Here is a 12,732-nt window from a genome sequence, read left to right on the forward strand (position 1 = left end):
ACAACTAAAAGTATTGCAAAGATTGCGGCACACATTAGCAATCATTGAAGTAATTTGCCATAAAAATGTAGCAAAAAACTCAATAATCCTGACTGAACGCCACGAAAATAGCACCTTATGCCAGTATATTAATTTCTCATGGTTATTTTCATTTACCAGACCAATCAGCGATAGCTATAAGTGCCAATAAATCTAAAAAATAACCACATACCAGCATCTTGTGCTAGATAATTAGCCAAAAATTAACATTTACGACACATGACGTCTAACGAATTGTGGGAATTGTATTGTCAGAAAATTGAAGAGTGTGAAGAGACTCACCGAACGGAAATTGAAGTGGGAAAAATTGTTAGAGCGTTTGTTCTGTCACAACAAACTGCTCTGTCACAGCAAAATAACAAAAGCGATGGACAGAACCATCGCTTTGAATCACAAATTTAGCATATAGCGGAAACGGCTATGATTGCCAGCGCTCAGCCGCTTGAGCATCAGACTCTCTAGACTCAACCCATCGAGTTGCTCCGGTTGTGCGTTCTTTTTTCCAGAAAGGCGCTTTGGTCTTGAGATAATCCATAATGAACTCACAAGCCTCAAACGCCGCACCGCGATGTGCACTAGACACCCCAACATACACGATTTGATCACCGATATTAAGGTCGCCAACTCGATGAATAACACGGACATTCAGCAGCGGCCATCTCTGCTCGGCTTGATCACAAATCTCACCCAGCGCTTTTTCCGTCATCCCTGGATAATGCTCCAAACTTAGGCCCGTGACATTGTCGCCCAAGTTCATGTCTCTCACCTTGCCAACAAAAGTCACCACAGCGCCCGCCGCGCTCCCTTGTGACAACCACGCATATTCTGCTGCGATGTCGAAATCTTCGACTTGAACTGAGATACGATTATCCACGCTACCCCCCTGTCACGGGAGGGAAAAAGGCCACTTCGTCACCATCTTGTAGTGTTGTTTCCAGTGGAACGATCGACTGATTGACTGCAGCAAGTAATTTGCCCGCCTCTAAAGCAAGTGACCACTTACCTTCTTGCTCAGCTAAATGCGCTCGAAGCGATTCAACGGTGTCGAAGTTTGCCTCAACATCGACTGAATCCACACCCACCAGCTCACGGGTTTGAGCAAAGAATAAAACCTTAATCATGCTTCCACCTTAAAGTGTCCAGACTTGCCACCCGTTTTCTCTAGCAAACGCACAGAGCCAATCACCATGTCTTTCTGCACCGCTTTACACATATCGTAAATTGTCAGTGCCGCGACAGACGCGGCGGTCAGCGCTTCCATCTCAACGCCGGTTTTACCCGCTAGTTTACAAACCGATTCAATACGAACTTTATTTTCCGCTTCGATCGCTTCTAGCTGTACTTCGACTTTTGACAATAATAAAGGGTGACATAGCGGGATTAAGTCCCATGTTTTCTTGGCGGCTTGAATACCCGCAATGCGGGCCGTCGCGAAAACATCTCCTTTGTGATGCTGACCAGAAACAATAAGCTGTAACGTCTCTGGTGCCATATGCACAAACGCTTCCGCACGTGCTTCGCGTACCGTTTCAGCTTTGGCAGACACATCCACCATGTTTGCTTCGCCAGAGGCGTTGATGTGAGTAAACTGGCTCATGGACCCTCCTTTATACGCTCAGGTGAGGCATAAAGTTGCAAGGACGATGGCTCGCATCCAATTGTTGCTTGATGATTTTAGTCCAACCTGTACGACAAGCCCCCGTTGAACCTGGCATAGCAAAAATCACTGTATGATTTGCAAAACCGGCAATCGCACGAGATTGAATCGTCGAAGTGCCAATTTCTTCATAAGAAACCTGACGGAATAACTCACCAAAACCTTCAACCTCTTTGTCGAAAAGCGGTTTTAGTGCTTCAGGAGTACTGTCGCGAGAAGTGAATCCAGTACCACCAGTGATCATAATCGCTTGCACGTTTTCATCTGCGATCCATTGAGAGACGATCGCGCGAATCTTGTACATGTCATCGATGACAATTTGTTTGTCGACCACGTTGTGGCCTGCTTCTTTTGCATTTTCAACGAGGTACGCACCAGAAGTATCATTTTCTTCCGTACGTGTATCAGAAACAGTGAGAACCGCGATGTTGGCTGGTTGGAATTTACTTTCTGCGTGACCCATGTGTTCACCTTCTCTCAGTTAAATTGGTTGCGTTGCCAGCAATTCGGGATTGCCAGCTGAATAATTTAATTTTGCGGATCATCCGCCTATTGAAGCCAAATGTGGCGTCATGCCGGTGTTGCCATCGTTTAAGAAATGGCTGACGGATTTGGTTTGCAGTTCCGCTTGAATTCGTTCAATAAGTGCTGACTCTTGAGAGTCCTGTTGGAGCAAATCTCTAAGCTCAACACCTCGGTCACCAAATAGGCATAAGTGCAGTTTGCCTTTCGCAGAAACTCGTAAGCGGTTACAGCTCGCACAAAAGTCTTTTTCGTAAGGCATGATCAAACCAATCTCACCTTGATAGTCAGGGTGAACGAACACTTGCGCAGGGCCATCATTAGCCGCCTTCACTTTCAGTAACCAGCCATTTGCGATCAGATGATTGCGAATCGCCACACCAGAGACATGATGTTGTTGGAATAATGTATCCATCTCACCCGTTTGCATCAGTTCGATGAAGCGCAATTGGATGGGACGATGCTTAATCCAGTGCAAAAAAGCAGGCAACTCGTTGTGGTTGAGATCTTTCATCAACACAACGTTAACTTTCACTTGTTCAAAACCCACTTCAAACGCGCTATCAATCCCCGACATCACTTGGTGAAATTTATTCTCGCCGGTGATTTGATGGAACATACGTGGGTCAAGGCTATCCACGCTGACATTAACTTGATTTAAACCTGCTTCTTTCCATTCTCCAATGTGCTTTTCCATTCGATAGCCATTGGTGGTGGTGGCAACTCGTTTGATGCCTTGAGTTGAAGCGACCGTATGGATAATGTCAGTAAAATCTTTACGCAGACTTGGCTCTCCGCCAGTAATACGCACTTTACTTGTGCCACAGTCAGCAAAAGCCTTAACGACTCGGCGGATTTCAGCGAGGTTTAAAAAAGACGAGTTTTTCTGCCCCGAAGGTTGGTAGCCATCAGGTAAACAGTAAGTACATTTGAAATTACACACGTCCGTCACGGACAGACGCAAGTAATAGAATTTGCGGTGGAATCTATCTTCGAATTGTTGCGCCACGGAACACCTTTCCAAACACGGGAGGCGTAGTCATTTCCAAATACGCCCTTGTGACCTTTTGCCACTGGCTTAAGCCGCGTATTATTCAACACTTGATGTCGAATAACTTAGCAAGTTAAGCTCGGAGTTATGGCAACCCTTGACCCTATTGGTCAAATGGTAGCTTTGCCCGTTAAAATACTTAATATTTGTAGTGGAATCTAGCTCTAATCTAGAAAAATCTCACTAAACCCACAATTTACCACCTTGTGAGTACCTGTTATTAACGGGATACTCTAAATTGTAGTTGGTTATGAAAAAATAAGAAGAACAGAATGAACATATACGCTTCCAAAAAGGTCGTCGCTGTTGGCGGCGGTCATGGCTTGGGAAGAATGCTTGCGGCTCTCAAAGAGTTTGGTGGCAATGCAACGGGTATTGTCGCGACCACAGATAATGGCGGCTCAACAGGACGAATTCGCCATTGCCAAGGGGGCATTGCGTGGGGAGACACACGCAACTGCATCAATCAGTTGATCACAGAACCTTCCATCAGCTCGATGATGTTCGAATATCGCTTCAAAGGCAGTGGAGAGCTTGATGGTCACAACCTCGGAAACCTAATGTTGACGGCGCTCGACAACTTATCGGTCCGCCCTCTCGATGCCATTAATCTGGTTCGCGACATGCTAAAAGTGCAAGTGAATATTTTACCGATGTCTGAGCATCCTTCCGATCTGACCGCGCTATCAACCGATGGACGCTGGGTCACTGGTGAGACAAATGTGGATGAAATGGACACTGATTTGCGCCGCTTAGATCTCTCCCCAGAAGTGCCAGCAACAAAAGAAGCCATTACAGCGCTTGAAGAGGCGGATGCGATCATTCTCGGCCCAGGTAGTTTTCTGACCAGTATCATGCCACCACTATTATTACCGGAACTTGGCAAGGCTATAGCACACAACAAAAAGGCCAAGTTGATTTTTGTTGCGAACTTAAGTCCAGAATTCGGCCCTGCTGGTCGAATGAGCTTTCAAGAGAAACTCGAATGGTGTGAGCGTGCATGCCAAGGGCGAAAGATTGACGTAGTCTTGGGGGATACTGAGCATCCTGAGTTGAAAGATCGATGGCACTTTGTGACCCAATCTCTTGCTTCCGCGAATCGCGATTGGCGTCATGACCGTAAAAAATTACGCCTCGCTATAGAGCAGCAACTCACCGAATAGCGATTAAACATACGAAGCCAGACTTAGGGCTTGGTAAATCGCTTGTATTTTGACGTTAAAAGGGCTCGTATCTACGAGCCGTTATTTCAAAAGCCGTTTGCCTGCCAGTTGAGGTAGGCCTGCTGGGTTTGATGCAGACGGTCAATCATTGTGACCACATCTTGCGTTTCATCTAAAGCGTCCCCTTCTTTTGCTCGAGTATCTATCTCGACGGCAAAATGACATAGTGCATCCGCGCCAAAACTGGCGGCACTGCTTTTTAAGGCATGACTGATGTCTTTAAGATAGACGAGCTTGTCACTGTAGGTGGCATCACACAGAACCTTCAAATAACTCTCAAGTTCGTTCAAAAATATCTCCAACAACACGGGGACATTATCGGCACCTATTTCCTCAGTCAACGAGGCAATTTTCTTCTGGTTTAGTAATTCCATTATGCTTTCTGTTTTTCTTCTTTTTCATTCCACGCCTGTAACTTGCGATAAATCGTCGACGGGCTGACATCAAGATAGCCTGCGGCTCTCGGAATGTTACCATCACACGCTTTAATCGCTTGTTCAATCGCCAGTTTCTCGGTCAACCACAATGGACAAATATCTCTGACGGAAATCAACTCACTCAGATCAGGTTGCGCACTTTCTTTGCGTTCAAAGGGCTGATTCAAAGGAGGCGGCAACATCTCCATGGTAATCTCTTTACCGTTGTTAAGAACCACCACGTTACGCAGCACATTTTGTAACTGACGCACATTGCCTGGCCACTCATATTCATTAAATCTATCTATCACAGATTGAGAGAAACGAACAAAGTTTTTCCCTTCCTCATGTGACATATAACCCAGTAACGAGTAAGCGATCTCAATGACATCCTCTCCACGCTCACGAAGTGGTGGCAAGTGCAGTGGAATCACATAAAGTCGGTAGTACAAATCTTCACGAAAGCGCCCTTCTTGTACTTCTTTCCAAGGGTCTCGGTTTGTCGCGCACACAAAGCGCACGTCAACACTCTTCATTTTTGAAGAGCCCACTTTTTGGAAAGTACCCGTTTGGATAAAACGCAGCAATTTTGTTTGCAGATCTAGGTCCATTTCACACAGCTCATCAAGGAACAGTGTGCCTCCATCGGCGAGCTCTGCCGCCCCTTGGCGATCGGTCGCTGCGCCAGTAAACGCACCTTTGACATGCCCAAATAGCTCGCTTTCAATCAAATCCTTGGGGATCGCTGCACAGTTAATCGCGATAAATGGCTTGTCTCCGCGTCGACTGGCTGCATGAATGGCTTCTGCGCACACCTCTTTACCCGTACCACTTTCACCAGTGATAAAAATACTCGCTTTACTACTGGCCGCCGAGTCAATGGTTCGGTAGACCTGCTGCATTTTTTGACTACTGCCGATAAAGCCTTGATAATTCTGACTTCCGGCGCTGTCTGAATCATTTTTTAGCTTGCTCGCCTTGCGGATAGCGTTGTTCACCGTGACCCTGAGTCGGTCAGCTTCACAGGGTTTGATCAAGAAATCTTGCGAGCCGTGTCGCATTGCTTCAACAGCAGTATCGATCGAGCCGTGTGCGGTCATGAAAATGATAGGAACATCAGGGTGGCTTGCTTTCACTGCATGCAATACGTCCATTCCCGTCATGTCCGGTAGGCGTAAGTCCAGCAGAATAAGATCTGGAATGCGATGTTTTAAACTGTCTATCGCGTCACGCCCAGTACCCACGATATTGATATCGATACCCAATGGCATGAGATAGGAGCGATAGAGGGCTGCGACGGAAGCGGTGTCTTCTACCATCAGCAAGTAACGCTGTTTCGTTGTCGTTATTTGTTGCATAGTCTAGCCAATTGTTATTTGTGTTTTGAATAATAATCGCATTGCGCGATGCATTTTGCAAATGACAATGGCAAATATTCACTTTTAGCGGTAAATAATCATCACTTAGCGGCGTTAAAATTGGCACAAACAATGCACAAACTAAAGTGACCCCCTCGGGTCACCTAGCCAACTGACGTTGTTAGTGAACCTAGTGTTCACAATTGATAGCCAATAGTGAAATGACTGTTGGCTTTTTTTGTCTGCAATAATGACAGTCAATGTTCTTCAAAAATGACTTGTTAATAGTAGCCATTAAACCCGGATGTTAGCTGTTAGCGATAAACTGCTGACGCAACTTTTCAATTTCATCACGCTTCTGCGCGGCCAACTCAAATTCCAAATTCTGAGCGTGTTTGTACATTTGCGCTTCCAGTTTTGTGATTTCTTTTTCCAATTGCTGTGGTGTCAACACATTATAGGACAGCGATGGTTCAGCCACTTTCGACAATGGTACCGTTTTGCTCACTTTCTGCTTGCGGGATTTAGTAATATCGCCCAGCTCCATAATATCTTTGATATTACGCTTCAAGGCTTGAGGCTGAATGCCCATTTTTTCATTGTACGCTTGCTGTTTCTCACGGCGTCGTTCCGTTTCATCCATCGCTTTCTTCATCGATTTGGTGATGGAATCTGCATACAAGATCGCTTTACCATGGAGGTTACGGGCTGCACGGCCAATGGTCTGAATCAATGAGCGCTCTGAACGTAAAAAGCCTTCTTTGTCGGCATCGAGAATCGCAACCAAAGACACTTCAGGCATGTCGAGACCCTCGCGTAACAAGTTAATCCCCACCAACACATCGAACTCCCCTAGCCTCAAGTCACGAATGATCTCCACTCGTTCAACCGTGTCGATATCAGAGTGTAAGTAACGCACTTTCACATCGTGCTCGTGCAAGTATTCAGTTAGGTCTTCCGCCATACGTTTGGTCAGTGTTGTCACTAACACCCGTTCATCTTTCACTGCGCGAATGCGGATCTCAGAAAGCAGATCATCCACTTGAGTCGCCACTGGTCGCACTTCCAGTACAGGATCGAGCAGACCAGTCGGACGCACCACTTGGTCAGCAATTTCGCCCGCACTTTTCTCTAGCTCGTAATTGCCCGGGGTGGCTGAAACGAAAATAGTTTGTGGCGCAAGAGCTTCGAACTCTTCAAATTTCAATGGTCGATTGTCCAATGCTGAAGGCAAACGGAAACCATATTCAACCAAGGTCTCTTTCCGCGAGCGGTCACCTTTATACATTGCGCCAATTTGTGGCACAGTCACGTGAGATTCATCGATGATCAACAAACCATCGTGTGGTAAGTAGTCAAATAATGTTGGAGGCGGCTCACCTTCCGCTCGACCACTGAGGTAACGCGAGTAGTTTTCAATGCCAGAGCAGAATCCCAGCTCATTCATCATTTCAATATCGAACTGGGTACGTTGACTAATACGTTGCTCTTCCAACAATTTATTATTGTCACGCAAGTAAGTTTGTCGCTCACGCAGCTCTTGCTTGATGTTTTCAATCGCCTGCAGAATACGCTCTCGTGGCGTGACGTAGTGAGTCTTAGGGTAAATGGTGAAGCGGGGTAAATCGCGTTGTTTGACCACTCCGGTCAGTGGGTCAAACACACTAATGCAGTCGATCTCATCATCAAACATCTCGATGCGTACCGCATCTTGGTCCGACTCAGCCGGAAAAACGTCGATGACCTCTCCGCGCACGCGAAATTGGCCTCGCTCAAAAGCAATATCGTTACGACTGTATTGCAACTCAGCCAAACGACGCAGTATGTCGCGTTGATCCATCACATCACCACGGCGTATATGCAGCATCATTTGCAGGTAGGCTTCGGGATCACCCAAACCATAAATAGCCGAAACAGAGGCGACGATAATGGCGTCTTTTCGCTCCAATAACGCTTTGGTGGCAGATAAACGCATTTGCTCGATATGTGCGTTGACCGATGAGTCCTTCTCTATAAAAGTGTCAGTGGTTGGCACATAGGCTTCAGGTTGGTAATAATCGTAGTAAGAGACAAAATATTCGACCGCGTTATTTGGGAAAAACGCTTTCATCTCACCGTAAAGTTGGGCGGCAAGGGTTTTGTTTGGCGCAAGTAGAATTGCAGGACGTTGCGCTTGAGCAATCACATTCGCCAAGGTAAATGTTTTACCGGATCCCGTCACTCCGAGTAAGGTTTGGTGAGCCAAACCAGCATCCAACCCTTCTGTCAGTTGTTTGATCGCCGTTGGTTGATCTCCCGATGGCGCATAGTCAGAAACCAGATCGTAAAGTTTGCTCATTTTTCCTCTCACTACAGCACAACGTAAAAACTGTATAAATATACACTCCCACCCCTCATAAGAACAGTTGCAATTTAGGCATACAACACAACTTTTAGTCAGCCAAACGAATCAGGCGACAGTGACCACTTTTATTGTTGAAGAGAGTTAACCATTTCATGACATTTTTCTGGCTTATCAATTTCAACTCTGATATCCTCCACCGCCCAATCATTGCTCTATCAGCAAAAAAGACGTTTTTGTCATCCACATCTTTTCCCCATTTTTTGTTTTTTTCGTTCATTCCAGCCTAAATCAGAAAAATTATCCACAAGCTCTATAAATGCCAATTCCTAATAAAAACCTTTCAAATTCAATATTTAAAAAGAAATACCATACTTTAAAATAATTGAGCACTTACTCTAGTTCGTGTCTGTTTTTATTTTGCTCAAGTTTCACTAACACACTTATCCACAAAATTGGTGGATAAGTAAAGGCAGGCCAATAAAGAAAAGGGATGCAGAAAAGTAAAGCACTTTTTTTACAGTTTCTTGGCATTTTGTCTCATTATTATTATTGACACACCCAAACCTGCTGAGTAAGATGCGTCCCGCTTTTAAGCGAAGCAATTCCTCCTTAGCTCAGTCGGTAGAGCGACGGACTGTTAATCCGCAGGTCGCTGGTTCGAGCCCAGCAGGAGGAGCCAAATTCTAAAAAACGCCACATCTTCGGATGTGGCGTTTTTTTATATTTCCCAGCCTAAACATCTCGCACGGCCTTAAGTCAATCGTTTACCACGTATAAAATTCCGTCAGCTACTCAAAACCTTACCTTTCATTGGTTGTTATTACCGGGACAAAGCACGATAATATCGGGATCGGATTTGCAGAACGTAATAATTATGACCGAATATATTTTGTTGTTGATTGGCACCGTCCTCGTAAACAACTTTGTACTGGTGAAGTTTCTCGGATTGTGTCCCTTCATGGGCGTGTCAAAAAAATTGGAAACCGCAATTGGTATGGGCTTGGCAACGACCTTTGTCCTTACTATGGCCTCCGTGTGCGCTTATCTTGTTGAAAGCTACATTCTTGAGCCATTGCACATCGAATACCTACGAACCATGAGCTTTATTTTGGTGATTGCAGTGGTGGTCCAGTTTACGGAAATGGTGGTTCACAAGACCAGCCCAACCCTCTATCGCCTGCTGGGTATTTTTCTACCTTTGATTACCACCAACTGTGCCGTGTTAGGGGTTGCTCTACTGAATATCAATGAAAACCACTCGTTTGTAGAATCCATCATCTATGGTTTTGGTGCGGCGGTTGGTTTTTCTTTGGTACTGATTCTGTTTGCTTCGATGCGTGAGCGCATTTCTGCAGCGGATGTGCCCGTGCCTTTTAAAGGAGCTTCCATTGCGATGATTACTGCAGGATTAATGTCGCTAGCGTTTATGGGCTTTACGGGGTTGGTGAAATAAGATGACAACCATCATGATTGCCGTGCTAGCAATTGCACTGCTGGCTACGCTCTTTGGCGCTATCCTTGGTTTTGCCTCGATTCGCTTTAAAGTCGAAGCGGATCCAATCGTGGATCAAATCGATGCCATATTGCCACAAACGCAATGTGGCCAGTGTGGCTATCCTGGTTGCCGTCCTTACGCAGAAGCCATCGCGAATGGAGACAGCATCAATAAATGCCCACCCGGAGGCCAAGCGACTATTGAAAAACTGGCCGATCTTATGGGCGTTGAAGCGGAAGAATCCGCCCATGATCTCGAAGGAAAAGTCAAAAAAGTCGCGTTTATCCACGAAGACATGTGTATTGGTTGCACCAAGTGCATCCAAGCCTGTCCGGTCGATGCTATTGTTGGTGGAACCAAAGCCCTACATACGGTCATTAAAGATGAATGTACTGGCTGTGACTTATGCGTGGCGCCTTGCCCGACAGACTGTATTGAAATGATCCCTCTGGAGACAACCACGGAAACATGGAAGTGGCAGCTTAATGCTATACCTGTGGTCAATATTTCCGAAGCTAACCCTAACTCTGCCACCAGCAGAGATCAGAATAACTAAAGGGCAAAGAAGATGTTGTCTTTAATTGAACAAATTCGTACAGGCGCGCTTTGGGATTTTCCAGGTGGTGTTCATCCTGCGGAAAACAAACGCCAGTCAAACCAGCAGCCTTTGGTGCACGCAGCGCTAGCCAATGAGATTGTGTTGCCGCTCAAACAACACATCGGCAAACCGGGAAACATCTTGGTCAACGTAGGCGATCACGTCTTAAAAGGGCAATTGCTAACCCAATCGAATGCCGGTTTTACACTTCCAATTCACGCCTCGACTTCCGGAACCATAACGGCCATTGAAACACGCACAGTGGCGCACCCTTCTGGTTTGAGCGAAATGTGCGTGGTGATCACGCCAGATGGCCAAGATACATGGTGTGAAAAACAACCTGTCGTCGATTATTCACAACAAAACAGTGACTATCTTTTGGATGTGATTCGCATGGCGGGCATTTCCGGAATGGGAGGCGCAGGCTTTCCGTCCGCAAAAAAAATCCAATCTGGCTTAGGCCGAACAGAAATTTTGATTGTCAACGCGGCAGAATGTGAACCGTACATCACCGCAGACGACAAGCTTTTGCAAGAACACGCGGAAGAGGTTCTACAAGGTATCGAAATTGTAGAACACATTTTGCAGCCTAAACTGACCATCATCGGAATTGAAGATAACAAGCCCGAAGCAATTAAAGCCCTTGAATCCGCCGCACAAAATAAAGACATCGTTATTCGCGTTATCCCCACCAAGTACCCCTCCGGTGGTGAAAAGCAGCTGATTAAGGTTCTAACAAATAAAGAAGTTCCCGCGGGCGGTATTCCTGCCGATATCGGTATCCTTGTGCAAAATGTGGGATCGCTGTACGCGATCAAACGCGCGGTGATCGATGGCGAACCAATGGTCAATCGAGTCGTCACCTTAACGGGTAACACCTTCGAGACACCACGTAACGTTTGGGTACCGCTGGGCACGCCAGTCCATGCTTTATTAGAGCAATTTGGCTATCAAGCAGACAAAAAACTGCCACGCTTGATTATGGGCGGGCCGATGATGGGCTTTAGCCTGCCTCATGCAAACGTTCCGATCACCAAAACGTCCAACTGTATTTTGGCTCCAACTCGCAAAGAGATTTCTCCAGCGGGTTACGAAATGGAATGTATTCGCTGCGGCGCATGCGCTGAAGCTTGTCCTGCTTCACTGCTTCCTCAGCAGCTACAATGGCACGCGAAAGCCGAAGAGTTCGACAAGTGTGAAGAGCTAAACTTAAAAGATTGTATCGAATGTGGCGCTTGTGCCTTTGTGTGCCCAAGTGAAATCCCGCTTGTCAGCTATTATCGTCAAGCCAAAGCCGAAATTCGAACGCGCGCGCAAGAAGCTGACGCAGCAGAACGTGCCAAGCTTCGCTTTGAAGAGAAAAAGGCGCGCATGGAGCGCGAGAAAGAAGAACGCGAGAACCGCTTTAAGAAAGCCGCGGAAGATCGCCGTAAGGAAATGAAATCCACGGGAGGCGACGACGCCATTGCCGCCGCTATCGCTCGTGTTAAAGCGCAAAAAACTCAAGATAGCGAGCAAACACCAAGCGTTAAACCGGCAGTGGCTGCTGCCATTGCCAAAGCAAAAGCCAAACAAGCCGCCGCTGCTGACTCCGGTTCGTCTGAACCAGACAATTCAGAAATGGTGAAGTTACGCGAAGAACGTAAGCGTCTTGCTCGCGAGCGAAAAGCAGAGAAAGAGCAATCTACAATCCCAGACTCTCAAGAGCAAGGGGATAAGAAATCTGCGGTCGCCGCCGCCATTGCAAGAGCAAAAGCGAAAAAAGCGCAGCAACCACCACTTGCTTCATCCGAATCATCGGCAGAGGAACCTGAAGATAAGAAAGCGGCTGTAGCCGCGGCAATTGCTCGCGCCAAAGCACGAAAAGCGCAGCAAGCAGACGAACCTAAACCTGAGCAAAATCGCGAAGAATCGCAAGTCGCAGATGACGATCCTAAAAARGCGGCCGTCACTGCAGCGATTGCGCGTGCTAAAGCGCGAAAAGCGCAGCAAACGGACGAGCCTGCACCTGAGCAAAACCGCGTAGAAT

Annotated in this window: 13 protein-coding genes, 1 tRNA gene and 1 riboswitch; of the genes, 5 read left to right on the forward strand and 9 right to left on the reverse strand. The window is 46.5% G+C overall.

Annotated features, from left to right (window positions below; all coding sequences use genetic code 11):
* Positions 1-457: 457 nt before the first annotated feature.
* The 5 genes from moaE to moaA form a co-directional block, all read right to left on the reverse strand.
* Positions 458-913: a molybdopterin synthase catalytic subunit MoaE gene (gene moaE, locus CIK04_RS17845; protein WP_097352867.1), complete on the reverse strand. Its 456-nt coding sequence runs from the start codon at positions 911-913 to the stop codon at positions 458-460.
* Position 914: 1 nt separating this feature from the next.
* A complete protein-coding gene (moaD, locus tag CIK04_RS17850) occupies positions 915-1,160 on the reverse strand; it encodes a molybdopterin synthase sulfur carrier subunit (protein ID WP_011080886.1) in 246 nt (81 codons plus the stop codon).
* Positions 1,157-1,636 carry a cyclic pyranopterin monophosphate synthase MoaC gene (gene moaC / locus CIK04_RS17855; RefSeq protein ID WP_017428877.1) on the reverse strand — a complete coding sequence of 160 codons (480 nt, stop codon included), beginning with the start codon at positions 1,634-1,636 and terminating at the stop codon, positions 1,157-1,159. Before moaC ends, moaD begins: the two co-directional genes overlap by 4 nt.
* Positions 1,637-1,646: 10 nt before the next feature.
* Positions 1,647-2,159: a molybdenum cofactor biosynthesis protein B gene (gene moaB / locus CIK04_RS17860; RefSeq protein WP_017428876.1), complete on the reverse strand. Its 513-nt coding sequence runs from the start codon at positions 2,157-2,159 to the stop codon at positions 1,647-1,649.
* Positions 2,160-2,237: 78 nt separating this feature from the next.
* Positions 2,238-3,227, reverse strand: coding sequence for a GTP 3',8-cyclase MoaA (moaA, locus tag CIK04_RS17865; RefSeq protein WP_097352877.1), 990 nt, complete (start codon positions 3,225-3,227; stop codon positions 2,238-2,240).
* Positions 3,216-3,366, reverse strand: a riboswitch (molybdenum cofactor riboswitch). It overlaps the preceding gene by 12 nt.
* Before the next feature lie 175 nt (positions 3,367-3,541).
* On the opposite strand from moaA, the gene CIK04_RS17870 reads away from it, so the two are divergent.
* Positions 3,542-4,432 (forward strand): YvcK family protein, encoded by an 891-nt coding sequence (locus tag CIK04_RS17870; protein ID WP_097352866.1) that lies wholly within the window; start codon positions 3,542-3,544, stop codon positions 4,430-4,432.
* A gap of 86 nt (positions 4,433-4,518) precedes the next feature.
* Here CIK04_RS17870 and luxU read toward each other — a convergent pair whose 3' ends face one another.
* The 4 genes from luxU to CIK04_RS33455 all read right to left on the reverse strand — a co-directional run bounded on the left by luxU (position 4,519) and on the right by CIK04_RS33455 (position 8,887).
* Positions 4,519-4,866: a quorum-sensing phosphorelay protein LuxU gene (luxU, locus tag CIK04_RS17875; protein ID WP_017428873.1), complete on the reverse strand. Its 348-nt coding sequence runs from the start codon at positions 4,864-4,866 to the stop codon at positions 4,519-4,521.
* Positions 4,866-6,266: a quorum-sensing sigma-54 dependent transcriptional regulator LuxO gene (gene luxO, locus CIK04_RS17880; RefSeq protein ID WP_017428872.1), complete on the reverse strand. Its 1,401-nt coding sequence runs from the start codon at positions 6,264-6,266 to the stop codon at positions 4,866-4,868. The genes luxU and luxO overlap by 1 nt, the downstream gene beginning before the upstream one ends.
* 307 nt (positions 6,267-6,573) lie before the next feature.
* Positions 6,574-8,604, reverse strand: a complete 2,031-nt coding sequence (uvrB, locus tag CIK04_RS17885; RefSeq protein WP_013572115.1) for an excinuclease ABC subunit UvrB — start codon at positions 8,602-8,604, stop codon at positions 6,574-6,576.
* A 94-nt stretch (positions 8,605-8,698) separates the two neighbouring features.
* Positions 8,699-8,887 carry a hypothetical protein gene (locus CIK04_RS33455; RefSeq protein ID WP_097352865.1) on the reverse strand — a complete coding sequence of 63 codons (189 nt, stop codon included), beginning with the start codon at positions 8,885-8,887 and terminating at the stop codon, positions 8,699-8,701.
* Between the two features lie 326 nt (positions 8,888-9,213).
* On the opposite strand from CIK04_RS33455, the gene CIK04_RS17895 reads away from it, so the two are divergent.
* The 4 genes from CIK04_RS17895 to rsxC all read left to right on the forward strand — a co-directional run.
* A tRNA-Asn gene (locus CIK04_RS17895) sits at positions 9,214-9,289 on the forward strand.
* Between the two features lie 195 nt (positions 9,290-9,484).
* Positions 9,485-10,063: an electron transport complex subunit RsxA gene (rsxA, locus tag CIK04_RS17900; RefSeq protein WP_017428869.1), complete on the forward strand. Its 579-nt coding sequence runs from the start codon at positions 9,485-9,487 to the stop codon at positions 10,061-10,063.
* A gap of 1 nt (position 10,064) precedes the next feature.
* Positions 10,065-10,661: an electron transport complex subunit RsxB gene (gene rsxB / locus CIK04_RS17905; RefSeq protein WP_011080896.1), complete on the forward strand. Its 597-nt coding sequence runs from the start codon at positions 10,065-10,067 to the stop codon at positions 10,659-10,661.
* 12 nt (positions 10,662-10,673) lie between these two features.
* Positions 10,674-12,732 (forward strand): electron transport complex subunit RsxC (rsxC, locus tag CIK04_RS17910; RefSeq protein ID WP_128824636.1); only part of this gene is annotated, 2,059 nt, incomplete at its 3' end.

The sequence above is a fragment of the Vibrio sp. 03_296 genome (assembly GCF_002265885.1).